Source organism: Pseudomonas sp. MWU12-2037 (assembly GCF_023242345.1).
GTDB lineage: Bacteria > Pseudomonadota > Gammaproteobacteria > Pseudomonadales > Pseudomonadaceae > Aquipseudomonas > Aquipseudomonas gingeri_D.
This window is the reverse complement of the sequence record NZ_JALLIZ010000007.1, coordinates 155,818-180,755: the sequence shown is the minus strand read 5'-3', so window position 1 is coordinate 180,755 and position 24,938 is coordinate 155,818. Positions and strand designations below refer to the sequence as shown.

Here is a 24,938-nt window from a genome sequence, read left to right as displayed (position 1 = left end):
CATGCCTGGCGTTTACGTTATCCTCGAACGCTCCCGTGCCCCGTAGAGCCGGATGTTCAGCAGGGAAAACGCCCCCATGATCAGCAGTAAGTTGCCGAATGTCGGCACCACCATCTTTACCCGTATGTCTGCGCTTGCGGTGGAAACCGGTGCGCTCAACCTGTCCCAGGGCTTCCCGGATTTCGAGGGCCCGCAGGCCCTGCGTGATGCGGTTTGCCGGCATGTGAACAACGGTCACAACCAGTATGCCCCGATGACCGGGCTGCCGGCCCTGCGCCAGCAGGTGGCGACGAAAATCGCCCGCAGCTACGGCGTGCACGTGAACGCCGATGCAGAGATCACCATCACCCCCGGCGCGACCCAGGCGATCTTCTGTGCTATCCAGGCGGTGATCCACCCCGGCGACGAGGTGATCGTTTTCGACCCTTGCTACGACAGTTATGAACCTTCGGTGGAGTTGGCCGGTGGGCGTTGCGTGCATGTGCAGCTCGGGTTGGAAGACTTCTCCATCGATTGGCAGAAGCTCACCGACGCGCTGAGCCCGCGCACCCGCATGATCATCCTCAACAGCCCGCACAATCCCAGCGGCGCGCTGATCAGCCATGCCGAGCTGGACCAGTTGGCAAAGCTGATCGCCGACCGCGATATCTATCTGGTCAGTGATGAAGTCTATGAGCACCTGGTGTTCGACGGCGTGCCCCATGCCAGTGTCCTGGCCCATGAGGCCTTGTATCAGCGCGCCTTTGTGGTCAGCTCGTTCGGCAAGACCTACCACGTCACCGGTTGGAAAACCGGCTATGTGGTGGCACCGCCGGCCCTCACCGCCGAACTGCGCAAAGTGCACCAGTACGTCAGCTTCTGCGGCGTGACGCCATTGCAGTATGCACTGGCCGACTTTATGGCGATGCGTCCGGAGCATGTCGAGGAACTGCCGGCGTTCTATCAGGAGAAGCGCGATCTGTTCTGCGACCTGCTGGGCGAGTCGCGATTCAGCTTCAAACGGGCGGCGGGGACCTATTTCCAATTGGTCGACTACTCGCAGATTCGCCCGGACCTGAACGACGTCGACATGGCCGTGTGGATGACCCGCGAACATGGCGTGGCAAGTATTCCGGTGTCGGTGTTCTACCAGAACCCGCCGGAAGGACAGCGCCTGGTGCGCCTGTGTTTTGCCAAGCGCGAGGAGACGCTGCGTGAAGCAGCGGCAAAACTATGCGTGATCTGAGTGCGTTGCCGGACCTGAAACTCGCATTGGTGCAGACCACCTTGGCCTGGCATGACCGTCAGGCCAACCTCGAGCACTTCGACGTGCTGCTGGAGCAGGCCGCGGGGGCTGATCTGGTGATCCTGCCGGAGATGTTCACCACCGGTTTTTCCATGGAGTCGCAGACCCTGGCTGAAGCCGAAAACGGCCCGACCAGCGATTGGCTGCGTGAGCAGGCGAAAAAGCTTGATGCGGTGATCACCGGCAGCGTGATCGTCCGCGCCGCCGATGGCAGTCACCGCAATCGTCTGTTGTGGGCGCGGCCGGATGGCGAGGTGTTGCACTACGACAAGCGCCACCTGTTCCGCATGGCCGGCGAGCATAACCACTACACCCCGGGCGAGCGCCAGATGCAGTTCGAGCTCAAGGGCTGGCGAGTGCGTCCGCTGATCTGCTACGACCTGCGTTTTCCGGTGTGGAGCCGCGATGCCCAGGACACCGACCTGCTGCTGTACACCGCCAACTGGCCGGGCGCGCGGCGCTTGCACTGGAACCGATTGTTGCCGGCGCGGGCAATTGAAAACCTGTGTTATGTGGCGGCGGTGAATCGGGTCGGCACCGATGGCAAGGGTTTCGCCTATACCGGCGACAGCCAGGTGCTGGATTTCCAGGGCGAGTCGTTGCTGGGGGCGGGGGAGGCCGATGGTGTGTTCCAGGTCACCTTGAGTGCGGCGGAACTGGCGGCCTATCGGACGCGGTTTCCGGCTTACCTGGATGCCGACAGCTTTGAGTTGAATCAGTAACACCGCGTTATCGTTCATCGCCAGCAAGCCGGCTCCCACAGGATTTGCGTCGTACTTGAGATGTGTGATCTACGCGGACATTTGTGGGAGCCGGCTTGCCGGCGATGACGGACTCAAACGCACAAAAAAGGCCCCGGGGGTTCACACCGCCGGGGCCTTTTTATTTCTGCCGACGCTTACGCCGCCTTGCTGGTATCCAGCTGGCTCAACGAGCGGTTCAGCGCGCTGAACAGCGCCTTGAAGCTGGCGGTGGTGATGTTTTCATCAATCCCCACGCCGTGCACCGCACGTTCACCGTTCACTCGCAGCTCGATATAGGCCGCGGCCTTGGCGTTGGTCCCGGCGCCGATGGCGTGCTCGTTGTAGTCCATGATTTCCACCGGTATTGGCAGGCCGGCCACCAGGGCTTCCAGGGCTCCATTGCCCTTGCCGCGCCAGTGCAGATTGGTCTCGCCCTGGCCCTTGCCGGACACTTCCACTTCCACGGCACTGTTGCCGTTTTCTTCCTGCAGGCGATGGCTGACCAGCGCATACGGGGTGTTGGCTTGCAGGTACTCGCTGTGCAGCAGGGCATGAATCTGCTGCGCGGTCATCTCCAGGCCGAGGCGGTCGGTTTCACGCTGTACCACCTGGCTGAACTCGATCTGCATGCGACGTGGCAGGCTGATGCCGTATTCCTGCTCCAGCAGGTAGGCGATACCGCCCTTGCCCGACTGGCTGTTGACGCGGATCACCGCCTCGTAGCTGCGGCCGATATCGGCCGGGTCGATCGGCAGGTACGGCACTTCCCACAGGGCGTCGGCTTGCTGCTGGGCGAAGCCCTTGCGGATCGCATCCTGGTGGGAGCCGGAGAAGGCGGTATGGACCAGGTCGCCGACATACGGGTGACGTGGGTGCACCGGAATCTGATTGCACTCCTCGACCACCTTGCGCACGCCGTCGATATCGGAGAAGTCCAGCTGTGGGTCGAGACCCTGGGTGTACATGTTCAGGGCCACGGTGACCAGGTCGACGTTACCGGTACGCTCGCCGTTGCCGAACAGGCAGCCTTCGACACGGTCGGCGCCGGCCATCAGGCCCAGTTCGGTGGCGGCCACGCCGGTGCCACGGTCGTTATGGGTGTGCAGGCTGATGATCACGCTGTCACGACGGTTGATATGGCGACCGAACCACTCGATCTGGTCGGCATAGATGTTCGGGGTGGCACACTCGACCGTGGCGGGCAGGTTGAGGATCACCTTGTGCTCGGGCGTCGGGTTCCAGACTTCGATGACCGCGTCGCAGACTTCCTTGGCGAACTCAAGCTCAGTGGCGCTGAAGGTTTCCGGGGAGTACTCGAACTGCCACTGGGTGTCCGGCTGCTGGGCGGCGTATTTGACGAACAGCTTGGCGGCGTTGACCGCGATGGCCTTGATCCCGTCCTTGTCCTGGTTGAAGACAATGCGGCGGAAGGACGGCGAGGTGGCGTTGTACAGGTGAACGATGGCTTTCTTCGCCCCGCGCAGGGATTCGAAGGTGCGCTCGATCAAGTCTTCACGGCCCTGGGTCAGCACCTGGATGGTGGTGTCCTCGGGGATGTGGTTGTCTTCGATCAGGGTGCGGACGAAGTCGAAGTCGGTTTGCGAAGCGGCCGGGAACGAGGCTTCGATTTCCTTCACGCCGACGCTGACCAGGGTTTTCCAGAAGCGCAGTTTTTTCACCGCGTCCATCGGCTCGATCAGCGACTGGTTACCGTCGCGCAGGTCGGAGCTGCACCAGATCGGCGCGCTGGTGATGGTTTTCGACGGCCAGGTGCGATCAGGGAGATCGATGGTCGGAAACGCGCGGTACTTCGAAGACGGGTCTTTGAGCATGCTCATGGGAAAATTCCTTGGGGTCAGGGCCGAAAAAAGGCGGCCAGCCGGTAATGCGTTATCAGGGAGAAAACCGGGGACGAGGTCGTTCGATTCAGCCTGGCAGTCGTGCGCTGACGAGGCAGAGGCTGCGATGTTGACGTCGCTGGATGAGGGTATGAGAAGTTTTCATGTCTTCAACCCTAACCACTGGGGTGAAAGATGGCAAGCCTGTGGGAAAAATTGAGAGAAATACTCGGAAAATCGGCTTTTACGAGATTTTATTCTGCTTGAGCGACTGAAAATCTAGAACAATTGCGCACTATTTTGGACCTGCGCAATCTTTGCCGCTGGGATGGTTGGCTGCAACATCGGTCGGCCAGACTGAACGAGGTCCTTGTAGGAGCGAGCTTGCTCGCGATGGACGTCAACGATAACGCGGGGGCACCTGATACCCAGTGGTGCCTGGACTACCATCGCGAGCAAGCTCGCTCCTACAGGGGGGGCGGTGGTGTTCCGGGGATCAGGGTTGGAACGCGCCGATAAAGATCGCCGGATCGACCCGTGTTTCATTCAGGCTGATATTCCAGTGAAGGTGCGGTCCTGTTGCTCGTCCTGTCGAACCGACCAAACCGACCACCGCGCCGCGGGTCAGGGATTGGCCTGCTTTGACATCAATCCTGGAAAGATGGCAGAACATACTGATAAAGCCCTGCCCGTGATCAACGAAGACTGTGTTGCCGTTGTAGAAGTAGTTTCCGGTCAGGATCACCTTGCCGTTCGCCGGTGCTTTGATCGGAGTACCGGTGGGCACTGCGAAATCCAGGCCCGCATGTGGATTGCGCTCCTCGCCATTGAAGAAGCGTCGCACGCCGAACTTGCTCGACAGCGGGCCGTGCACCGGTTTGTCCAGCAGCAGGTTGCTTGGGGTCACGGGGCTGAAGGTGCGATAGGCCGCCAGCTGTGCGACGACCTCTGCATCAATGCGTTTGACGTCTTCGGGGTTAGGATTCACCAGACGCTTGTTTTTCAGCGTGATGTGCTGCTCCGGGTACTTTTTGCCGCCGACATTGAAACTCAGGCTGTGACCGGCCGAACTGATCTGTTGGCTGCCGGGCTTCACCGTCAGGGGGATACCGACAATCGCCAGCCAGTTGTTCTGTTCCTTGACCACCAAAACCGGCTTGCCCTGGTAACTGGCCTTGGGCGCCTGGGCGTTGGGGCCGAGATCGACCACGGCCACGCCGCCGGGCACCGGCTTGTTCAGCAGGCGGGTGAGATAGCTGTCGGCGTGGGCGTTGAAGGCGAGGCCCAGCAACAGCAGGGCAGCAAGAAAACGGGGCATGCTCAGATCCCTTGAAAATCAGTCCAGTAAAGAAAGGGTGACGGGCGTCAGATGATTGTCCTCGACCCGTACCTGCAATTCCCCTTCACCGAGTTTCGCCTTCAGGCGTTGGCCGGTGTGGGTCTGCTCGGCACTGCGGATCGCCTGGCCGCGTTCATCCAGCAGGATACTGTAGCCACGGCCCAAGGTGGCCAGGGGACTTACTACATGAAGTGTCTGCATCTGGCTTTGCAGTTGCAGGCGCCGGGCTTTCAGGCCCTCGCGCATGGCCCGGGGCAGGCGTTCGGAGAGACTGTCCAGGCGTTGACGCAGAAGCGCCAGTTGCCGCCCCGGATGTTGCCCGGCGAGGCGGGTTTCCAGGCGGATCAGTTTTTCCCGGCGGGTATTGAGCTGGCGCTCGAACGCCCGGCGCATGCGCATGTCCAGGTCATCCAGGCGCTGGGCCTGCTGGCGCAGGCGTTCACCGGGGTGGCGCAGGCGTCGGGCCAGGCCGTCGAGGCGCAGGCGGTCGCGCATCAGGCGGTCGCGGATACGCATCACCAGGCGGCGGTGCAGGCTCTCGACCCGGCGTTGCAGGTCGCTGGAGTCCGGGGCCAGCAGTTCTGCGGCGGCGGATGGAGTGGGGGCGCGGACGTCGGCGACAAAATCGCTGATGGACACATCGGTTTCATGGCCGATGGCGCTGACGATGGGCGTGATACAGGCGTCCACCGCCCGGGCCACGGCTTCTTCGTTGAAGCACCAGAGGTCTTCCAGCGAGCCGCCGCCACGGGCCAGGATCAGCGCGTCGAAGCCCTTGGCATCGGCCAGCTTCAGCGCCCGGACGATTTGCGTGATGGCTTCGCGGCCCTGGACTGCGGTGGGGATCAGCGTCAGTTCGACCTGTGGAGCTCGGCGGCGAAAGACGCTGATAATGTCGCGGATCACCGCGCCGGTGGGCGAACTGATAATGCCGATGCGTTGCGGGTGGGCGGGCAACGGGACCTTGCGCTCGGCGCTGAACAGGCCTTCGGCGCTGAGTTTTTCCTTCAGGGCATCGAAGGCCAGGCGCAGGGCGCCATCGCCGGCCGGCTCCACGGTGTCGAGGATCAGTTGGTAGTCGCCACGGCCTTCGAACAGCGAGACCTTGCCCCGGACCTTGACCGCCAGGCCGTCCTTCAGCGCCTGGCGCACCCGGGCGGCGTTCTGCCGGAACAGTGCGCAACGCACCTGGGCGCCGCTGTCCTTGAGGGTGAAATAGATATGGCCGGATGCCGGGCGGGCGAGGTTGGAGATTTCGCCTTCGACCCAGATATTGCTGAACACGTCTTCGAGCAGCACCCGGGCGCGGCCGTTGAGCTGGCTGACAGTGAGGACTTCGCGGTCGAGGCCCAGGCGTGAAAAGGGATCTTTAATCATGGGGCGCATGATAAAGGCATTCGACCGGCAATCACCATGCTTGTGAACACTCTCCTTGTGGGAGCCGGCTTGCCGGCGATGGCGTCCGAATGGTCGCTGCAAGGCTTGCGGGCCTCATCGCTGGCAAGCCAGCTCCTACAGGTTTCAGGGTGTTTTCAGGGACGTTGGAGGTCTTCTTTGAACCGCTCGACAAACTGCGCCACCAGCGGCGTCGGCTCCTGGCGGCAGGCCAGGGCCAGGGTGCTCTGACAATCCGGGTCCTTGAGGGGCAGGAAATGGATATTCGTCGGTGCGATGTCCTGCATCGACTCGGGCAGCAGCGCGATACCGAACCCAGCCTGGATCAACTGCAATTGAGTGGTCTTGCGCGACACCACCCGCGCCGCCCGGGGAAAGAAACCCTGGCGCATGCACAGCTCGGCCGAGAGATAACTCAAGCCACCCCGCTGCGGATGCGGAATGGAAATAAAGGCTTCGTCCTTCAGCACCGCCAGGTCGATGCCCTCGGTCGAGCCCGCCAACGGATGATTCGGCGGCACCGCCAGCAGCAGGCGCTCGCTGAACAGCGGCAGGATCTGCACACCCTCGCGCTGGCGCAGTACCGGCAGGCGCAACAGGCCGATATCCAGCCGCCCCTCGGCCAGTTCTTCGAGTTGGGCTTCTGAGGACAGCTTGACGATATCCATCGACGCCCCCGGACTCTGCTCCAGAAAATGACTGATCGCCCGCAACAATCGACCGCTCATCGGCACCGTGCTGGAATGACTCAGACGCAAGGTTCCCAGTTGTCCTTTGCCCACCTGGGTTGCCAACTCGCTGGCCTTGTTCAGTTCGCTCAACAGATTTCTTGCCCGCGGATAAAACGCCTCGCCTGCCGCGGTCAGTCTTGGCTGGCGCGCCGTACGTTCGAACAAGGGCGTCTGCAAATGGTTTTCCAGTTCCTTGATCTGCCGGCTCAAGGCCGACTGCGCGATAAACAGGCGTTCGGCGGCAGCGCTGAAACTGCCGGATTCGGCGATTTCAACGAAGTAGCGCAGTTGGCGGGTGGAAATCACGAGTCATGCCTTTTCGAGATGGATGGCGGGCTTTGAATATATTAGTCGCAAGGCTCGCCACTGGCTAAAGTCAATCGAACCCATTGTGGAAGTGTTCTTCATGAGTCTTGTTGCCCTATTGAACCAGTGGCCGTTCAGTGCCACCGATTGGCTGGTGGTGGAGCTGGGCGTGGCCTTGGCCTATATCGTTTTCGGCGTGGCCGGTTTTGGCACGGCGCTGGTGGCGGGGCCGATCCTGATCCTGTTTATGCCGCTGTCGAAAATCGTGCCCTTGCTGGTGCTGCTGGATTTCGTCGCGGCCTTTGGCAATCTGCTGCCGTCGCGCAAGGATGTCGCCAAGCCCGAGTTGCTGCGGTTGCTGCCGTGCATGGCGGTGGGTTGCACCCTGGGGGTGATCTTCCTGTTGAACCTCAAGTCCGACATCCTGTTGCTGCTGATGGGCTTGTTTATCAGCGCCTATGCGGTCTACAGCCTGTTGGTCAAGGCGCGACCGACCCAACTGGCGGCGGGTTGGGCGGTGCCCATGGGCACGGTGGGCGGAATGTTCGGCGCGCTGTTTGGCAGCGGCGGCTTTCTTTACGCGATCTACCTCAACAGCCGCTTGCCCAAGGACGCGGCCCGCGCCACCCAAAGTGCGTTGATCAGTTGCAGCACGGTGGTGCGTCTGTCGCTATTCGTGATCGCCGGGGTCTATGCCGAGCTACCCTTATTGATGTTGGCGGTCTGTTTGCTGCCGGCAATGGCGCTGGGTCTCTGGATCGGCAGGCGTTTGACCCGCCGGCTATCGCGTGAGGCCTTCGTGCGCCTGGTGACCTGGTTGGTGCTGGCCAGTGGAATTGCCCTGATCACCCGTTACTTCAGCACTTGACCTCGGGGTTTCAGGGATTAAGCTGCCGGGTCGCAAACGCTCCAGGCCGTCCCCATGAATTCGCAAAGCATCATCGTCCCGAAGATTTCCACCTTGCCGGTCCATGAACCCCGGGCCCGGGCCGTCGTGCGCTGGCTGGTGCGCAAGAACATCATCGAGGAGCAACTGAGCACCTGCGGTCGCACCGGCAACCGCATGGCCCATGCCATCGCCCCGGGCGCCGCCAGCGTGGTCCTGCACACCGACGCGCTGCCGTTCAATGAGCCGATCAACGGTCTGGAGATCGTCACCAAGCGCTGCATCTATACCCCGGCCAAGGGCTTTCTCGAAGAGGCGGGCTGCGCCGAGTGCCGCAAGGAAGTCGGCGAGGCGTTGTTCGACAGTCTCGAAGAGTGGATGCCGGGGCGCACCGAGAACTTTATCTGCCCGCTGTGCGGCCATGAAGACGATATCAACGGTTTCCTGTTCCTGCAGGAATGCGCCTTTTCCAACCTCGGATTTATCTTCAATAACTGGGCTGAAGCCGGCTTCAAGCAGAGCTTTCTCGACGAGTTCGCCGACTGGCTGGATCAGCCCGTCGCCTGGGTAAAAGTGGAGCTTTAAATAAGCCAAGGTTTACATTGAGCCCAAGGGTCCATCTGAGTATAATGGCGCGCTTCCATTTTCCCGCTCGGGAGCCCCCGCGATGCTGCGTATCAGCCAAGAAGCTCTGACCTTCGACGACATTCTCCTAGTGCCCGGTTATTCCGAGGTACTCCCTAACGAAGTCAGTCTCAAGACCCGCCTTACCCGTGGCATCGAGCTGAATATTCCGCTGGTTTCCGCCGCCATGGATACCGTGACCGAAGCCCGTCTGGCCATTGCCATGGCCCAGGAAGGCGGTATCGGTATCATCCACAAGAACATGACCATCGAGCAGCAAGCTGCCGAAGTGCGCAAGGTCAAGAAGTTCGAAGCCGGCGTGGTCAAGGACCCGATCACCATCGAGGCCGATGCCACGGTGCGTGAACTGCTCGAACTGACCCGCATGCACAACATCTCCGGCGTGCCGGTGCTGCATGACGGCGACCTGGTCGGTATCGTCACTTCCCGTGACGTGCGTTTCGAAACCCGCATGGATGTCCCGGTTCGCGAAGTGATGACGCCGAAAGAGCGCCTGGTCACTGTTCGCGAAGGCGCCAACAAGAACGAAGTCCGCGAGTTGCTGCACAAGCACCGTCTGGAAAAAGTCCTGATCGTCGACGACAAGTTCGCCCTCAAGGGCATGATGACCGTCAAGGACATCGAAAAATCCAAGGCCTATCCACTGGCCAGCAAGGACGACCAGGGTCGTCTGCGTGTCGGCGCCGCGGTCGGTACCGGTAAAGACACCGCCGATCGTGTGGCCGCACTGGTCCATGCCGGTGTCGACGTGGTGGTGGTCGACACCGCCCACGGTCACTCCAAGGGCGTGATCGACCGCGTGCGCTGGGTCAAGCAGAACTTCCCTGAAGTCCAGGTGATCGGCGGCAACATTGCCACCGGTGCCGCCGCCAAGGCCCTGGCCGAAGCGGGCGCGGATGCGGTCAAGGTCGGTATCGGTCCTGGCTCGATCTGCACCACCCGTATCGTCGCCGGTGTCGGCGTACCGCAAATCAGTGCCATCGCCAACGTCGCCGCCGCCCTTGAAGGCACTGGCGTACCCTTGATCGCCGACGGCGGCATCCGTTTCTCCGGTGACCTGTCCAAGGCCATCGTCGCCGGTGCTTCCTGCGTGATGATGGGCTCGATGTTCGCCGGTACCGAAGAGGCGCCGGGCGAAATCGAACTGTTCCAGGGCCGTTCCTACAAGGCTTATCGCGGCATGGGTTCGCTGGGTGCGATGTCGCAGTCCCAGGGTTCCTCCGACCGCTACTTCCAGGACTCCTCCGCGGGTGCCGAGAAGCTGGTACCGGAAGGCATCGAAGGGCGCGTTCCCTACAAGGGTTCCCTGACCGCCATCGTCCATCAACTGATGGGCGGCCTGCGCTCCTCGATGGGCTACACCGGTAGCGCCGATATCGAAGAAATGCGCACCAAGCCTGAATTCGTGCGTATCACCGGCGCCGGCATGGCCGAATCTCACGTTCACGACGTGCAGATCACCAAGGAAGCTCCAAACTATCGCGTAGGTTGATAGTGATCGCCTCCTGGCCGAGGTCGGGAGGCGATTGACGAATTTGAACCGGGGCTGTTGATGACAGCCCCGTGTTGTTTCTGATTTCACTGACGAGAATGACTCATGGCCCTCGACATTCACGCCCACCGCATCCTGATCCTCGACTTCGGTTCCCAGTACACCCAGCTGATTGCCCGCCGCGTGCGTGAAATCGGCGTGTACTGCGAACTGCATCCGTTCGACATGGACGACGAAGCGATTCGCGAATTCGCTCCAAAAGGCGTCATCCTCGCCGGCGGTCCCGAGTCCGTGCACGAAGCCAACAGCCCTCGCTGCCCGCAAGCCGTGTTTGACCTGGGCGTTCCGGTCTTCGGTATCTGCTACGGCATGCAGACCATGGCCGAGCAGTTAGGCGGCAAGGTCGAAGGTTCCGAGCTGCGTGAATTCGGTTATGCCCGCGTTGATGTGGTCGGCAAGAGCCTCCTGCTCGAGGGTATCGAAGACCACGTCGACGCCGACGGCCTGTTCGGCCTCGACGTCTGGATGAGCCACGGCGACAAGGTCACCCGGATGCCGGAAGACTTCCACATCCTGGCCAGCACCCCGAGCTGCCCGATTGCCGGCATGTTCAACGACGACCTGCGTTACTACGGCGTGCAGTTCCACCCGGAAGTGACCCACACCAAACAGGGCGGTCGCATCCTGTCGCGCTTCATCCTCGATATCTGCGGCTGCGAAGCACTGTGGACGCCCTCGAAGATTGCCGAAGATGCCATCGCCAACGTTCGTGCCCAGGTCGGCACCGACAACGTCCTGCTGGGCCTGTCCGGCGGTGTTGACTCCTCGGTGGTTGCGGCGCTGCTGCACAAGGCCATCGGCGACCAGCTGACCTGCGTCTTCGTCGACAACGGCCTGCTGCGCCTGCACGAAGGCGAGCAAGTGATGGCCATGTTCGCCGAGAACATGGGCGTCAAGGTGATCCGCGCCAACGCCGAAGAGCAGTTCCTGAACAACCTGGCCGGCGAGTCCGATCCGGAGAAGAAGCGCAAGATCATCGGTCGCACCTTTATCGACGTGTTTGATGCCCAGTCCAACAAACTGGACAACATCAAGTATCTGGCCCAGGGCACCATCTACCCGGACGTGATCGAGTCGGCTGGCGCGAAAAGCGGCAAGGCCCATGTGATCAAGTCCCACCACAACGTCGGTGGCTTGCCGGAAGAGATGAACCTCAAGCTGGTCGAGCCGCTGCGCGAGCTGTTCAAGGATGAGGTCCGTCGCCTTGGCCTGGAGCTCGGCCTGCCGTACGACATGGTCTACCGTCACCCGTTCCCGGGCCCGGGCCTGGGCGTGCGGATTCTCGGTGAAGTGAAGAAGGAATACGCCGACCTGCTGCGTCGCGCCGACCATATCTTTATCGAAGAACTGCGCAAGGCTGACTGGTACCACAAGGTCAGCCAGGCGTTCGTGGTGTTCCAGCCGGTGAAATCGGTGGGTGTGGTCGGTGATGGCCGCCGTTACGCCTGGGTCGTGGCCCTGCGTGCGGTGGAAACCATCGACTTCATGACCGCCCGTTGGGCGCACCTGCCTTACGAGCTGTTGGAAACCGTCAGCGGCCGGATCATCAACGAGATCGAAGGCATCTCCCGCGTTACCTACGACGTGTCGAGCAAGCCGCCGGCGACGATTGAGTGGGAATGATGAACTGATTCCTTGTTTCTGAGGGATGCAAAGGGGCGCTTCGGCGCCCTTTTCTTTGCCGGGAAATCCAGACTGACGCAACTATTAGGGGATTCCTAATAGTTCGTCAGAGGGACGCTTGCCAGGGGCGTGCCGGCGCTGACGGCGTCATAAGGCTTTGGCCTGCTAATCTCTTCTGCTCTGTTCTATTTATTGAAGAGCCCCATGGCAGCGATTCGATTTCCATATCGTCAACTCGGGTTGATTTCTCTCGTCATTTTCCTCTCCGCTTGTGCGACACATCCAGAGATTCCGGCACCCACCGCACCGGCTCCGTACACCCGTCAACTTGACGAAGCAGATGGCATCACCGCTCCGCCACAAAAAGCCTGGCAATGGGACAGCAATCGCTGGTTCACGGCGGAGTTGGACCACCGTTGCATCGGCCCGATAAGATTTGTCGACGAGAGAAACGGCATTGATACCTATGTTGGTCGCTCGCAAGTGCCCAGGATTACTTTCTCCAGCGACGATCCAGACGTGGTACTGGCGATAGTGGCTGGTGGTTATGAGCAACTGGTTTTTTCGACTGATGGCGGCAGGCACTTCGTCCAGGAAGTGAGAGGATTTCCACAGGGGCAGATCACCCAATTCGTCATGGTCAGGAAGGGCCATGTCTACGTGGGAATGGAACTGCTCGGTCAGCATCCAGACGGATACTTCAAATGGCGCCATCCAGGATTTCGCCCGCCTTGGCAGACGGCGCCGCCAGCCGTGGAAGAGCATCAACTTGTCATTCTCGAAGCCCCGCTCGACAAAGTAAAAAACCGTATCGGCTGGTATAGCGTAGTGGCGCCCAAAGATTATCAATTTCGTAGCGAGTACGCGGACCAGGCGCAGCTAGATATCAAGCGCATCGACACTATCGAGTCCTTGGGCTTGCCGCACACGGCAGACGCCGCGCCATCGGATGCGTGTGAAAGGACACTGAAGCTGCCACCCTGGTCATCGATGATGGATAAAGAAGAGCTACTCCAGTTTTACGACTGGTATGCGACCATGAAAGCAACGCATCCTGGATGGGCGGATGCGCAAACCGATAAATTCATAGCCTGGCATCGCAACTGGCATCGCGCCGTGCTGATTCCAGGTGCCGAAACGCCTCGTCGGTGATGTGAGCGACCTCCAATGTTGCTGAGCAAGCGCTGAGTAGCAAAATGATCGCCCACATCAAGCCCTTTCAACGACCGCTTGTATAAGCCCCGCGCGCCCCTCGCGCAAATTGCGCGTGAGATTGTTGCTCATCGTGCCGAAATCCGAACCCATCACGACATGCAGTCCAAGCGCTGGCGATGCGGGTGACTGCATCTGGACCTTCTTCCGTTCTGCAAACCAGGCCGCGCCGGCTTCTGTGCAGTCGATCCAGGAGGTGATCCGGAAACCTTGTTCGATCAAGACACTGCGCATTTCGTCTGCCATGACGAGGAAACTCATCTGTGGACCGGATGCCCAGGGCACCGGGTAGTGCAAGGGCGCATCGGACGCTGCCACGACATCGTAAATAGCCAGGCGGCCACCGGGCCGCAACACCCGAAACGCCTCGGCATACAGTGTGTTGCGGTCGGCAATGTTCATGGCGACGTGCTGGGTCCAGGCCACGTCGAAAGTACCCGTAGCGAATGGCAGGGCGAGGGCGTCCCCTTGTTGATAGGTGACTTTGTCCGCCAGGGAGCATCGCTGCGCGAGAAAGGTTGCCGCATCGACAAACGACCGGCTGAGGTCTATGCCCTGCACTGAGCAGCCATAGGTGGCCGCGAGATAACGCGACGGCCCGCCGAGGCCCGAGCCAATATCGAGAACCTGCATTGTGCTGTCGATCTCAAGCGCACTCGCCAGTTCTACCGTGGCTGCCAGGCCACGGGAGTGAAATTGATCCAGCGAAGCAAGATCCTCGCAAGAGAGTGGTTTCTTGTCGAGCCCATCGGCTTTCAGCGCAATCTGCAGGCGTTCGATCAAGCTCGCCTGCCCGTAATGCTGTGTGATCTCTGTTGTTTCGGCCATCTTCCAATTCCTCCTGATGCCATCTCTTCGGGCTGACTCGCCCCTGAGTGAGAAGCGCCTGCCATGGTGGCCGGTGACGGGGCGGCCGGCGACCGGACGCGCCCCGTGGTTTTCGAAAAATTCGGCGCCGCCTGCGCTTAGCGGCCCTGCAGCAGCAAGCCGAGCGGGGCGAGTGGACCGACGTGCATCAACTCATACTCGGCAAAGCCGCCTGCCGTCAGTGGCAGCGATTCCACCGCCGCTTTGGCCTCTTCGAGGGTTTCGACGTTCATGAGGAAAATCACCCCGGGCTTGTCCTGGCGGAACCAGAATTGTTCGATCTTGCCGTCGAGATAGAGCTTGAGCGTAGCCGGTACTTCACTGGGCATGATCTGTTGGCGCTGTTCTGGGGTGAGTGGCTGGTTGATCGAGGCGATGGCTAGGACTTTCATATGTTTCTCCGATTGGTGTTCATTGCGTTGCGCAATGGAGAGCACAGTAGTCCTCGTGGGCGAAAAACCTTATTATCACAAATGACAACTTTATGGTCATTTACGCCATGCGCATTTCAGTGCTCGCTCTTGATGGGTTATTCGATACCGGGCTGGCGGTGACGCTCGATTCGCTCCGGGCGGCGAATGGGCTTGCGTCCCTCCTGGCGGGCGGAGCACCGCGTTTCGAGGTCTCAATCGTCGGTGTGAACAAAAGGGTGCGTTCCGGCCAGGGCTTCACGATTCCCGTACAGGCCATCACGTCGGACCTGAAGCCGGATTGGGTAATCGTGCCGGCACTGAATACGATCACTCCGGATCGGCTGATCCCCGCCCTTGATCGGGCCGATGTGAAACGGGCCATGGCGCAACTGCGCACCTGGCACGGCGAAGGCGTACGGATTGGCGCTGCCTGTATCGGTACCTTCCTGCTGGCGGAGGCCGGCCTGCTCGACCATCGGGAGGCGACGACCACCTGGTCGCTGGCGCCGCTGTTCCGGCAACGTTATCCACAGGTCCGGCTCGACGAATCGCGCATGCTCGTGCCCACGGACATCGGTGTGACCGCTGGCGCCGCGATGGGCCATCTCGATCTGGTCCTCTGGTTGATCCGCTCGGCGAGCCCGGAATTGTCGGCCCTGGTTTCGCGCTACCTGCTGGCCGATATTCGTTCCCTCCAGGCGCCCTACATCATCCCCAACCATCTGGCCCAGGCCGATCCGTTGATCCAGCTGTTCGAACGCTGGGCCCGCGATCATCTGAGGGCCGGATTTTCGTTGCAGGAAGCGGCGAGTGCGCTGGCGGTCAGCACACGGACGTTGCAGCGCCGTTGCCAGGAAGTGCTGGGCAAGTCACCGCTGGCCTATTTTCAGGATCTGCGGGTCGAACGCGCGCAATCGCTGCTGCATGGCAGTGGGCTCGACATTGAAGCGATTGCCACCGAAGTCGGTTACGAAGACGGAGCCACGCTACGTACGCTCTTGCGCCGACGACTCGGGCGCGGCGTGCGTGAGCTGCGTGCTGATTTGCGCTGACGGCCCGTATACGAAACAGCGTTCATCCGGCCTTCGCAACACCTCGTAAATACCTCGCTGAGCCTTGACGCCATCCCTCCCTACACTCAAGAAACCGGCACTGAATTGAAGTGCCGGGAGTGTCATTTTTTGTCGATAAATGGATTTGGTTGTCAGTTGACAACCATTGCGCATGGCGCAAGACTGGAGGCTATGGATGGCTAGAACAAGACACCCGATCAAGGAGATCGAGAACGTACTGCGTCATGCAGAGGCATTGGGTTGGCGAATCACAGTGGGTGGTTCGCATGCCTGGGGCCGGATGTACTGCCCGCTCAATAGTGAGTTGTGTCGATGCGGCGAGTTTTGCATGACGAGCGTGTATAGCACTCCACGTAACGTATACAAGCATGTCCGTAAATTGCGGCTGGTTGTTGATAACTGCGATCTGAACCGCGCCAGTGATGACCCTCTGATTGAAACGTTTAAGGAGTAGAAGCATGGAGGAGTATGAGTTCACTTTGAGATACCAGCTCTCAGAGCAAAACCGCGATCATGATGTGTTAATCGAGCTTTTGCTGGAGAACGGTTGCGATGATTCGCTGATCGGCTCCGGAATCCCCGGAAGGCTGGCGCTGATGTTCTCTCGGGATGCCGACAGCGCCGCTCAGGCACTGCTCAGTGCTTTGCAAGACGTCAAGCGCGCTATCCCCGATGCTCGACTTATCGAGGTCGTGCCGGATCTGGTCGGCCTTTCGGATATCGCCGATATCGTCGGCGTTTCGCGGCAGAATATGCGCAAGCTCATGCTCAGTCATGGCGCGTCATTTCCGTTGGCGGTCCACGAAGGCAGCGCTTCGGTCTGGCACCTGGCGGAAGTCTTGGGCTGGCTCGAAGGCCGCGGCTATGACCTTCAGCCCTTGATGATTGAAACCGCGCAGGCGGCCCAGGATATCAACCTCACGAAAGCCACCAGCAAGCTCGGCTCGGTGAACCCCGAGTGGCTGGCGCTGGTGCTATGAATCACCCGACATCAGCGGCTCAGCGCCTTGCCACATCCGAGAAGTAGAACTTGTCCAGGGTGTGCCGCGACTCGGTGTATTCGAACTGTCGGCCGTCCTGCAAAAACGTCTGGTTCTTCACCACGATCACATGGCTGGCCCCGTCCAGGTCCAGGTGCAGCACATCGTCCCGGCTGCAACGGGCCGCCTCGATGGTGCGCTGGGCAAAGCTGATGCTCAGTTGCAGGGTTTTCTCGATATAGGCATAGATCGACTGTTCGGCGATCTCCCGGGTCAGGCCGGGGATCAGGTCGGCGACGAAATAGTTGATGTCGAGGATGATCCGCTTGCCGTCGATCCGCCGCACCCGCTTGATGCGAATCACCGAACTGCCCGGTTCGGCATCCAGGCGTTCCTGAAGCGAGCCCTCAAGGGCGATCTCGCTGAACTCCACCACTTCGGTGCCAATATTGCTGCCAAGACTGGAGTGGGCCTCCTGGAAACTGACGATGCCGCCCAATTGAAACTCGATCGGGCTGCGTGACAGCACGAAGGTGCCCTTGCCATGGATCTTCTGGGCGAAACCGCGTTCCTGCAGTTGCTCGATGGCCTTGCGCACGGTGCCGCGGCTGGCCTGGTAGCTGTCCATCAGTTCGGTTTCCGACGGCAGCCGGGCGCCTTTTTCCAATTGCTCTGTGGTAATGCTGGCAAGCAGATCACTGTAGATCTGGTTGTATTTGCTCATGCTGGTCGCTCTGGATCGAAAGTACTCGCCAACAGGGTAGCCGACGCTATGTGCTGTGATCCTGAACCTTAAGGGCAGGCCGAAACTTTGTCCATTTGTCGGATCTTTTACCGATAAACCCATAACTCGTCTGTACGAGTTATTGCTTTAACTCGTACAGACGAGTATTTTTCATTCCTGTGTGCTGCCAACACCCTCCAATAACAAGAAACAGTGGAAGAAAAGCATGAGCCACGACTATCCGAATATTGCCCGCGAGCTGCTGCAAGGCCTCGGTGGCGCTGAAAACCTCGAGCAGGCCGCTCACTGTGTCACCCGTCTGCGCCTGGCCCTCAAGGACCCGAGCCTGGTCGACAAGGCCGCGTTGTCCAATATCGACCTGGTGAAAGGCACCTTCTTCACCGGCGGCTTGTTCCAGATCGTCATCGGTCCGGGGGAAGTGGAGCGGGTCTACGCCGCCTTGCGCGAAATCACCGGGCTGGCCGCCTCGACCATCGCCGACGTCAAGCAGAAGAGCGCCGACAAGATCAACGCGGTACAGCGTCTGGTGCGGGTGTTCTCCGATGTGTTCATGCCGATCCTGCCGGCGCTGATCATTGCCGGCCTGCTGATGGGGGTGAACAACCTCATGGGCGCCAAGGGCATGTTCATCGACGGCAAGACCCTGCTGGAGGCCTACCCGTCCCTGGATGGCGTGTGGAGCCTGATCAATCTGATGGCCAACACCTCCTTCGTGTTCCTCCCGGCCCTGGTCGGCTGGTCGGCGGCCAAGCGGTTTGGCGGCAGTGAAATCCTCGGCATCGTGCTCGGCCTGATGCTGGTGCACCCCGACCTGCTCAATGCCTGGAACTACGGCAAGGCGGTCGCCGGCCTGGACGGCCAGAGCCTGCCGTACTTCAACATCTTCGGCTGGTTCCGGATCGAGAAGGTTGGCTACCAAGGGCAGATCCTGCCGATCCTGATGGCCGCCTATGTCATGAGCGTCATCGAGAAATGGCTGCGGGCGCGGGTGCCGAATGCCATTCAACTGCTGGTGGTGCCGATTACCACCATCGTCGTGACCGGCGTGCTGGCCCTGGCGGTCATCGGTCCGGTGACCCGTCACCTGGGCATCCTGATCACCGAAGGCGTGGTCATGCTGTTCGATGTGGCCCCGGTGCTCGGCGGCGCGATCTTCGGCCTGCTCTACGCGCCACTGGTGATCACCGGCATGCACCACATGTTCCTCGCGGTGGACCTGCAACTGATCGCCACCCAGGGTGGCACCTTCATCTGGCCGATGATCGTCATGTCCAACCTGGCCCAGGGCAGCGCGGCACTGGCGGTGTTCTATATGAGCCGCAATGCACGGGACCGCAGCATGGCGTCGACCTCGGCGATCTCCGCCTACTTCGGCATCACCGAGCCGGCGATGTTCGGCGTCAACCTGCGCTACAAGTTTCCGTTCTATGCCGCGCTGATCGGTTCGGCGCTGGGCAGCATCTTCCTCTCGCTGAACAAGGTCCAGGCCTCGGCCATCGGCGTGGGTGGCCTGCCGGGCTTTATCTCGATCATTCCGCAATACATCCCGATGTTTATCGTCGGCATGGTCATCGCCATGGTCGTGCCGTTCGTGCTGACCTGCGGGTTGAGCCTGAAAATCGTCCGGCCCGGCTACCGCGTCGCCTGATCCGGCAGCGTCAGCGCGAGGGTGCTCGCGCTGACGCCGCAAAACACCACACAGCTACCACTGGCACTACCAAGGAATCCCCATGCAAGACTGGCAGCGTTCGGTGATCTACCAGATCTACCCGAAAAGTTTCTACAGCCACTCAGGCCAGGCCACCGGCGATCTGCTGGGGGTGGTCGACAAGCTCGACTACCTCAAGTGGCTGGGCGTCGATTGCCTGTGGATCACGCCGTTCCTGCGTTCGCCGCAACGTGACAACGGCTACGACATCAGCGACTACTACGCCATCGACCCGAGCTATGGGACCATGGCCGACTGCGACCTGCTGATCGCCGAAGCCGGCAAGCGTGGCATCACGCTGATGCTCGATATCGTGGTCAACCACACCTCCATCGAGCACGAATGGTTCCGCCAGGCCCGCAGCAGCCTCGACAACCCGTACCGGGACTTCTACATCTGGCGCGACCAGCCGAACAACTGGGAGTCGAAGTTCGGCGGCAATGCCTGGGAGTATGAGGCCCAGACCGGCCAGTACTACCTGCACCTGTTCGACCACACCCAGGCCGACCTGAACTGGGACAATCCCCAGGTGCGCCAGGAAGTGTTCAAGATGATGCGCTTCTGGCGCGACAAGGGTGTCGGTGGTTTCCGCCTGGATGTGATCAACCTGATCTCCAAGCCCGCCGACTTTCCCGAGGACGCCAGCGACGGCCGCCGTTTCTACACCGACGGTCCGAACGTGCACGACTACCTGCAGGAAATGCATCGCGAAGTCTTCGAAGGCCATGACCTGATCAATGTCGGCGAAATGTCCTCCACCAGCCTTGCGCACTGCATCCGCTATTCGCATCCGCAGTCCCGCGAGCTGTCGATGACCTTCAATTTCCATCACCTGAAGGTCGATTATCCGAACATGGAAAAATGGGTTCGCGCCGATTTCGATTTCCTCGAACTCAAGCGCATCCTCTCCGACTGGCAGACCGGCATGCAGGCCGGTGGTGGCTGGAATGCGTTGTTCTGGTGTAACCACGACCAGCCGCGGGTGGTCTCGCGCTTCGGTCATGACGGTGAATACCGGGACGTGTCGGCGAAGATGCTCGCCACCGCGTTGCATTTCCTCCAGGGCACGCCGTACATCTATCAAGGCGAAGAGCTGGGCATGACCAATCCGGGCTTCGAGTCCATCGAGCAGTACCGCGATGTCGAGACCCTGAACATCTACCGGCTCAAGCGCGAGGCCGGCGAGTCCGAAGCCCGGAGCATGGCGGCGATCATGCAGAAATCCCGCGACAACAGTCGCACGCCGATGCAATGGAATGCGCAGCCGAACGCCGGTTTCAGCACTGCCCAACCCTGGATCGATGTGCCGCCGAATGCGGCCTGGATCAACGTCGACAAGCAGTTCGACGATGCCGGCTCGGTGCTGCATCACTACCGCGCCCTGGTCGGTTTGCGGCGCAGCGAAGCGCTGATGGTGGACGGCGTCTACCGCCAGTTGTTGCCCGATCATCCACGGGTCTGGGCCTATGTGCGGGAAGGGCAGGGCGAGCGACTGTTGGTGGTGAACAACTTCTATGCCGAGCCTTGCGAAGTGGCGTTGCCCGAAGGCGTTTTCATCGACGGCCAGAGCCAGCGTCTGGTGATCGGCAACTACATCGACGACGTGCCGCGTAGCCGATATCTGTCGCTGAAACCTTACGAATCTTTTGTATTGCACCTGTCAGAAAAGTAAGACGTTTCATTCATTAAATGCCGTTCGCATCAAATCGTGCGCGGGAGAGCCGCGCCCGATAATCAACAAGCACTACACAATAAAAATAATGGGGGAGCCAATGAAAACAACAATAAATCGCGGTCTTGTGGTGTCTTGTGTATGCCTGGGGTTGCCATTCTCGGCCCAGGCCCTGGAGTTCGCCGGTTACTTGCGTAGCGGCCTGGGCGGTTCGACCGGCGGCGGCTCGCAAAGCTGTTTCCATTTGCCTGGTGCGCAATCCAAGTATCGCCTGGGTAACGAGTGTGAACAGTACGGGGAGCTTGAGTTGCGCCAGGACGTGCTGAAACTCGATGACGGGTCGGTGGTCAGCGTCGACGGGATGGCGTCGCTGTACAACAAGTACGATCACAATCCCAGTTTCGACGGTGACAACGGCACGGTGCGGATGCCGCAGATGTTCGCCAAGTGGTCGAACCTGCCCTCGCTCAATGGCGGCTCGGTGTGGGCCGGGCGGCGTTACTACAAGCGTAACGACATCCATATCTCCGACTTCTACTACTGGAACCAGAGCGCCACGGGCGGTGGTATCGAGAATGTGAAGATCGGCGACCTGAAATACAGCTATGCCTTCTCGCGCAAGGACAACCTGTACCAGAAGGACTATATCAATCGTCACGACTTCAACGTCGCCGGCTTCAAGACCAATACCGATGGCGAAGTGGAGCTCGGTGCCAGTTACCTCGATGCACCGAATCGCCGCGACACCCACCAAGGCTGGGCCATCACCGCGCAGCACGTGCAGAAGAACTTCCTCGGCGGCAAGAACAAATTCGCCCTGCAATACGGCGAGGGGCCGGGTACCGGACTGGGCTACACCGGCGATCCGAGCCTGGACACCAGCAACAAGAGCTACCGCGCGGTCGAGTTTTTCGACTGGCAGATCACCCGACAATTCGGCGGGCAGATCGAGGCCGTGTACCAGAAGGACATTCGTCCCGACGGCCAGGGCCAGAACTGGATCTCCCTGGGAGTACGTCCGACCTACGCCATTACCGAGCAGTTCAAGTTGGTGACCGAACTGGGCCATGACCAGATCGAGGCGCCGGGCGGTACCCGCAAGCTCAGCAAGTTTACCTTCGCCCCTACCTGGTCACCCAGAGGTCCGGATTTCTGGACGCGACCGGAGATACGCCTCTACTACACCTATGCCAGTTGGAATGCGGCGGCCCAGCGTGCGGCCAATCAGTTCGATGCGGGGTCGGCGTTGTCCGATACCGGTAGTTTCGGCAGCGCCCTGCATGGCTCCAATTTCGGTGTGCAGGTCGAGTATTGGTGGGAATAAGTCCTATGCTGGCGTGGCCTTCGCCGCGCCGGCGCTTCAAAGAACAATGATAAAGGTGATGTCATGACCGCAACCCCTTCCCTGGAACTGCTCGCGCCCCTGTCCGGGGTGCTGATCGAACTGGATCAGGTGCCTGATCCGGTGTTCTCCAGTCGCATGATCGGCGATGGCCTGTGCATCGACCCGACGTCTTCGGTGCTCTGCGCACCGTTGGCCGGGGTGGTGAGCAATGTCCAGGCCAGCGGCCATGCCATCAGCATTACCGACGACCAGGGTGTGCAGGTGCTGATGCATATCGGCCTGGACACCGTGCAGCTTCAGGGCAAGGGCTTCACCGCCCTGGTCCGCGAAGGTGAGCGGGTGACGGCCGGGCAGGCGTTGATCGAGTTCGATGTCGACTACATCGCCTTGCACGCCCGCAGTCTGTTGACCCTGGTGTTGGTGGTCAGTGGCGAGACGTTCACCCGGCTGGCTCCGGCCAGTGGTTTGATTGAAAGCGGCGCGCCACTGTTGCGGATCGAGCACAACGGCGCATCGGCGGGCCCGGTGGTGGAAGAGGAAGGCGAGGCGTTGTTCTCAAGCCCCGTGACCTTGCCCAACGCCAACGGTCTGCACGCCCGTCCGGCGGCGGTGCTGGCCCAGGCGGCCAAGGGTTTTGCCGCGAGCATCGTGGTGCATCGGCGCCAGGACAGCGCGAATGCCAAGTCCCTGGTGGCGATCATGGCCTTGCAGACGGTGCGTGGCGATGTGTTGCAGGTCAGTGCGGTGGGCGAGGATGCCCAGGCCGCCATCGACGCGTTGGCGGCCTTGCTGGCCGAGGGTTGTGGTGAGTCGGTCGAGCCTGCGGCGGTGATCGATATCCCCGTGGTGGTCGAGGCGTCTTCACCGAGCCTGTTGCGCGGCGTTTGTGCTTCGCCGGGTTCGGCGTTCGGTCGGGTGGTGCAGGTGGCCGAACAGCGGCTGGAAGTTCCGGAATTCGGTTCCGACGAGCCCCATGAGCGCGCATCGCTCGAACGGGCCCTGGACGAGGCGACCCAGGCCTTGCAGCGGCTGCGGGACAACACCGAGGGCAGCGCCCAGGCGCAGATTTTCCGCGCGCATCAGGAATTGCTGGAAGACCCGAGCCTGCTGGAGCAGGCCCGGGTCCTGCTCGCCCAGGGTAAAAGCGCGGCGTTCGCCTGGCGCCAGGTCACCGAGGACACCTGCGCGCTGTTCGAACGCCTGGGCAGCAGCTTGCTGGCGGAGCGCGCGCTGGATTTGAAGGACGTCGGCCAGCGCGTGCTGCGGCTGATTCTCGGGGTCGAGGAGCGGGTCACCGAGATGCCGGACGACGCCATCCTGATTGCCGAGCAACTGACCCCGTCGCAAACGGCCGCACTCGATACCCGTCGGGTCCTCGGCTTCGTCACCGTCGGTGGTGGGGCGACCAGCCATGTGGCGATCCTGGCCCGGGCATTCGGTTTGCCGGCGCTCTGCGGTTTGCCCGCCGAGGTCCTGAAGGTGCCCGCCGGTACCCAGGTGCTGCTCGATGCCGACCTCGGGCGCCTGCACCTGATGCCGGAAGAGGCGGATGTGCAACGCCTGCTGGTCAAGCGCCAGCAGCAACACCAGCGCCACCAGCGCGAGAAGGAACAGGCGTCCGAGGCGGCGCGTACCCGTGACGGTCACCATTTCGAGGTGACCGCCAACGTCGCCTCGCTGCAAGAGGTGGAGCAGTCGTTGACCCTGGGCGGCGAAGGGGTCGGCTTGCTGCGTTCCGAGTTTCTCTATCTGGAGCGTCAGAGCGCGCCGAGTGTCGAGGAGCAGGCCGCGACCTATTCGGCTATTGCCCGGGCTCTGGGGCCGCAGCGCAACCTGGTGGTGCGGACCCTCGACGTCGGCGGCGACAAGCCCCTGGCCTACGTACCTATGGATACTGAAGCCAACCCTTTCCTCGGTATGCGCGGGATTCGCCTGTGCCTGCAACGCCCGGAACTGCTGCGTCAGCAATTGCGGGGGATTCTCGCCTGTGCCGGCCTGACCCAGTTGCATATCATGCTGCCGATGATTACCCAACTGTCCGAGTTGCGGCAGGCACGCCAGTTCCTCGAGGATGAAGCCCTGGCGCTGGGACTCAAGGCGCTGCCGAAGCTGGGCATCATGATCGAAGTGCCGGCGGCGGCCCTGATGGCCGATCTGTTCGCCCCCGAGGTGGACTTCTTTTCCATCGGCACCAATGACCTGACCCAATACACCCTGGCCATGGACCGTGATCACCCGCAACTGGCGAGCCAGGCCGACAGCCTGCACCCGGCGGTATTGCGCCTGATCGCCACCACCGTGAAAGCCGCCCATGCCCATGGCAAGCCGGTCAGCGTGTGTGGCGCGCTGGCCTCCGAGGACTTGGCGGTGCCGGTGTTGCTGGGCCTGGGCGTGGATGAGCTGTCGGTCAGCGTACCGCTGATTCCGGCGATCAAGGCCGCGGTCCGCGAGGTCGAGTTGACGGAATGCCAGGTACTGGCGCAACGGATTCTTGGCCTGGAAAACGCCGGGCAGGTGCGCGAAGCCTTGCTCGATCATCAACACACCACGGCGCTGCAGCCGCGGGTCCTGGAGAACTGA

Annotated in this window: 21 protein-coding genes; 14 read left to right on the top strand and 7 right to left on the bottom strand. The window is 61.1% G+C overall.

From position 1 onward, the window contains the following. The first annotated feature begins 76 nt into the window (after positions 1 to 76). Together M5B42_RS15195 and M5B42_RS15190 are read left to right on the top strand one after the other, a co-directional pair. Positions 77 to 1,225 (top strand): pyridoxal phosphate-dependent aminotransferase, encoded by a 1,149-nt coding sequence (locus M5B42_RS15195; RefSeq protein WP_248746313.1) that lies wholly within the window; start codon positions 77 to 79, stop codon positions 1,223 to 1,225. Then, on the top strand, positions 1,213 to 2,007 hold the full coding sequence (locus M5B42_RS15190; RefSeq protein ID WP_248746312.1) for an amidohydrolase: 795 nt from the start codon (positions 1,213 to 1,215) through the stop codon (positions 2,005 to 2,007). Before M5B42_RS15195 ends, M5B42_RS15190 begins: the two co-directional genes overlap by 13 nt. A 176-nt stretch (positions 2,008 to 2,183) precedes the next feature. On the opposite strand, the gene leuA is transcribed toward M5B42_RS15190, so the two are convergent. The 4 genes from leuA to M5B42_RS15170 all read right to left on the bottom strand — a co-directional run bounded on the left by leuA (position 2,184) and on the right by M5B42_RS15170 (position 7,637). Beyond that, positions 2,184 to 3,866 carry a 2-isopropylmalate synthase gene (gene leuA, locus M5B42_RS15185; protein ID WP_103498533.1) on the bottom strand — a complete coding sequence of 561 codons (1,683 nt, stop codon included), beginning with the start codon at positions 3,864 to 3,866 and terminating at the stop codon, positions 2,184 to 2,186. A gap of 496 nt (positions 3,867 to 4,362) precedes the next feature. Next, positions 4,363 to 5,184, bottom strand: a complete 822-nt coding sequence (locus M5B42_RS15180) for a peptidoglycan DD-metalloendopeptidase family protein (protein WP_248746311.1) — start codon at positions 5,182 to 5,184, stop codon at positions 4,363 to 4,365. Positions 5,185 to 5,202: 18 nt separating this feature from the next. Further along, positions 5,203 to 6,582, bottom strand: coding sequence for an exodeoxyribonuclease VII large subunit (gene xseA / locus M5B42_RS15175; protein ID WP_152740962.1), 1,380 nt, complete (start codon positions 6,580 to 6,582; stop codon positions 5,203 to 5,205). A gap of 155 nt (positions 6,583 to 6,737) precedes the next feature. Beyond that, entirely contained in the window at positions 6,738 to 7,637 is a 900-nt protein-coding gene (locus M5B42_RS15170; RefSeq protein ID WP_248746310.1) for a LysR family transcriptional regulator, read from the bottom strand. Positions 7,638 to 7,737: 100 nt separating this feature from the next. Between M5B42_RS15170 and M5B42_RS15165 the strand changes: the two genes are divergently transcribed. The 5 genes from M5B42_RS15165 (at position 7,738) to M5B42_RS15145 (ending at position 13,495) form a co-directional block, all read left to right on the top strand. Beyond that, entirely contained in the window at positions 7,738 to 8,505 is a 768-nt protein-coding gene (locus M5B42_RS15165; RefSeq protein ID WP_177099574.1) for a sulfite exporter TauE/SafE family protein, read from the top strand. A 54-nt stretch (positions 8,506 to 8,559) separates the two neighbouring features. Next, complete coding sequence (locus M5B42_RS15160; RefSeq protein ID WP_248746309.1) at positions 8,560 to 9,108, top strand: sugar ABC transporter ATPase; 549 nt, start codon at positions 8,560 to 8,562, stop codon at positions 9,106 to 9,108. 82 nt (positions 9,109 to 9,190) lie between these two features. Then, a complete protein-coding gene (guaB, locus tag M5B42_RS15155; protein ID WP_248746308.1) occupies positions 9,191 to 10,660 on the top strand; it encodes an IMP dehydrogenase in 1,470 nt (489 codons plus the stop codon). Positions 10,661 to 10,765: 105 nt separating this feature from the next. Further along, complete coding sequence (guaA, locus tag M5B42_RS15150) at positions 10,766 to 12,343, top strand: glutamine-hydrolyzing GMP synthase (RefSeq protein ID WP_152740959.1); 1,578 nt, start codon at positions 10,766 to 10,768, stop codon at positions 12,341 to 12,343. A gap of 204 nt (positions 12,344 to 12,547) precedes the next feature. Continuing rightward, positions 12,548 to 13,495, top strand: coding sequence for a hypothetical protein (locus tag M5B42_RS15145; protein WP_248746307.1), 948 nt, complete (start codon positions 12,548 to 12,550; stop codon positions 13,493 to 13,495). A 57-nt stretch (positions 13,496 to 13,552) separates the two neighbouring features. Here M5B42_RS15145 and M5B42_RS15140 read toward each other — a convergent pair whose 3' ends face one another. Continuing rightward, the gene (locus M5B42_RS15140) at positions 13,553 to 14,383 is read right to left on the bottom strand and encodes a class I SAM-dependent methyltransferase (protein ID WP_248746306.1); all 831 of its coding nucleotides are present in this window, start codon (positions 14,381 to 14,383) and stop codon (positions 13,553 to 13,555) included. Positions 14,384 to 14,520: 137 nt separating this feature from the next. Beyond that, positions 14,521 to 14,814, bottom strand: a complete 294-nt coding sequence (locus tag M5B42_RS15135) for a hypothetical protein (protein WP_248746305.1) — start codon at positions 14,812 to 14,814, stop codon at positions 14,521 to 14,523. Between the two features lie 92 nt (positions 14,815 to 14,906). On the opposite strand from M5B42_RS15135, the gene M5B42_RS15130 reads away from it, so the two are divergent. From M5B42_RS15130 to M5B42_RS15120, 3 genes are all read left to right on the top strand, one after another. Continuing rightward, the gene (locus M5B42_RS15130) at positions 14,907 to 15,887 is read left to right on the top strand and encodes a helix-turn-helix domain-containing protein (RefSeq protein ID WP_248746304.1); all 981 of its coding nucleotides are present in this window, start codon (positions 14,907 to 14,909) and stop codon (positions 15,885 to 15,887) included. Positions 15,888 to 16,083: 196 nt separating this feature from the next. Then, on the top strand, positions 16,084 to 16,362 hold the full coding sequence (locus tag M5B42_RS15125; RefSeq protein WP_248746303.1) for a hypothetical protein: 279 nt from the start codon (positions 16,084 to 16,086) through the stop codon (positions 16,360 to 16,362). Between the two features lie 4 nt (positions 16,363 to 16,366). Next, positions 16,367 to 16,888 carry a DNA-binding protein gene (locus M5B42_RS15120; RefSeq protein WP_248746302.1) on the top strand — a complete coding sequence of 174 codons (522 nt, stop codon included), beginning with the start codon at positions 16,367 to 16,369 and terminating at the stop codon, positions 16,886 to 16,888. Between the two features lie 19 nt (positions 16,889 to 16,907). On the opposite strand, the gene treR is transcribed toward M5B42_RS15120, so the two are convergent. Beyond that, positions 16,908 to 17,612: a trehalose operon repressor gene (gene treR / locus M5B42_RS15115; protein ID WP_152740954.1), complete on the bottom strand. Its 705-nt coding sequence runs from the start codon at positions 17,610 to 17,612 to the stop codon at positions 16,908 to 16,910. Positions 17,613 to 17,838: 226 nt separating this feature from the next. Between treR and treP the strand changes: the two genes are divergently transcribed. From treP to ptsP, 4 genes are all read left to right on the top strand, one after another. Further along, positions 17,839 to 19,281 (top strand): PTS system trehalose-specific EIIBC component, encoded by a 1,443-nt coding sequence (treP, locus tag M5B42_RS15110; protein WP_152740953.1) that lies wholly within the window; start codon positions 17,839 to 17,841, stop codon positions 19,279 to 19,281. An 82-nt stretch (positions 19,282 to 19,363) separates the two neighbouring features. Continuing rightward, positions 19,364 to 21,013: an alpha,alpha-phosphotrehalase gene (gene treC, locus M5B42_RS15105; RefSeq protein ID WP_152740952.1), complete on the top strand. Its 1,650-nt coding sequence runs from the start codon at positions 19,364 to 19,366 to the stop codon at positions 21,011 to 21,013. A 100-nt stretch (positions 21,014 to 21,113) separates the two neighbouring features. Beyond that, positions 21,114 to 22,337, top strand: coding sequence for a carbohydrate porin (locus M5B42_RS15100; protein ID WP_248746301.1), 1,224 nt, complete (start codon positions 21,114 to 21,116; stop codon positions 22,335 to 22,337). Positions 22,338 to 22,400: 63 nt separating this feature from the next. After that, positions 22,401 to 24,938 carry a phosphoenolpyruvate--protein phosphotransferase gene (gene ptsP, locus M5B42_RS15095; protein WP_248746300.1) on the top strand — a complete coding sequence of 846 codons (2,538 nt, stop codon included), beginning with the start codon at positions 22,401 to 22,403 and terminating at the stop codon, positions 24,936 to 24,938.

Coding starts and splice junctions, on each gene's coding strand:
- M5B42_RS15135 (WP_248746305.1), bottom strand. CDS start 14,814: ATGAAAGTCCTAGCCATCGCCTCGATCAACCAGCCACTCACCCCAGAA.
- treC (WP_152740952.1), top strand. CDS start 19,364: ATGCAAGACTGGCAGCGTTCGGTGATCTACCAGATCTACCCGAAAAGT.
- xseA (WP_152740962.1), bottom strand. CDS start 6,582: ATGATTAAAGATCCCTTTTCACGCCTGGGCCTCGACCGCGAAGTCCTC.
- M5B42_RS15160 (WP_248746309.1), top strand. CDS start 8,560: ATGAATTCGCAAAGCATCATCGTCCCGAAGATTTCCACCTTGCCGGTC.
- M5B42_RS15100 (WP_248746301.1), top strand. CDS start 21,114: ATGAAAACAACAATAAATCGCGGTCTTGTGGTGTCTTGTGTATGCCTG.
- M5B42_RS15125 (WP_248746303.1), top strand. CDS start 16,084: ATGGCTAGAACAAGACACCCGATCAAGGAGATCGAGAACGTACTGCGT.
- M5B42_RS15140 (WP_248746306.1), bottom strand. CDS start 14,383: ATGGCCGAAACAACAGAGATCACACAGCATTACGGGCAGGCGAGCTTG.
- M5B42_RS15195 (WP_248746313.1), top strand. CDS start 77: ATGATCAGCAGTAAGTTGCCGAATGTCGGCACCACCATCTTTACCCGT.
- M5B42_RS15165 (WP_177099574.1), top strand. CDS start 7,738: ATGAGTCTTGTTGCCCTATTGAACCAGTGGCCGTTCAGTGCCACCGAT.
- M5B42_RS15190 (WP_248746312.1), top strand. CDS start 1,213: ATGCGTGATCTGAGTGCGTTGCCGGACCTGAAACTCGCATTGGTGCAG.
- guaB (WP_248746308.1), top strand. CDS start 9,191: ATGCTGCGTATCAGCCAAGAAGCTCTGACCTTCGACGACATTCTCCTA.
- leuA (WP_103498533.1), bottom strand. CDS start 3,866: ATGAGCATGCTCAAAGACCCGTCTTCGAAGTACCGCGCGTTTCCGACC.
- treP (WP_152740953.1), top strand. CDS start 17,839: ATGAGCCACGACTATCCGAATATTGCCCGCGAGCTGCTGCAAGGCCTC.
- M5B42_RS15180 (WP_248746311.1), bottom strand. CDS start 5,184: ATGCCCCGTTTTCTTGCTGCCCTGCTGTTGCTGGGCCTCGCCTTCAAC.
- M5B42_RS15145 (WP_248746307.1), top strand. CDS start 12,548: ATGGCAGCGATTCGATTTCCATATCGTCAACTCGGGTTGATTTCTCTC.
- M5B42_RS15130 (WP_248746304.1), top strand. CDS start 14,907: ATGGTCATTTACGCCATGCGCATTTCAGTGCTCGCTCTTGATGGGTTA.
- guaA (WP_152740959.1), top strand. CDS start 10,766: ATGGCCCTCGACATTCACGCCCACCGCATCCTGATCCTCGACTTCGGT.
- M5B42_RS15120 (WP_248746302.1), top strand. CDS start 16,367: ATGGAGGAGTATGAGTTCACTTTGAGATACCAGCTCTCAGAGCAAAAC.
- treR (WP_152740954.1), bottom strand. CDS start 17,612: ATGAGCAAATACAACCAGATCTACAGTGATCTGCTTGCCAGCATTACC.
- ptsP (WP_248746300.1), top strand. CDS start 22,401: ATGACCGCAACCCCTTCCCTGGAACTGCTCGCGCCCCTGTCCGGGGTG.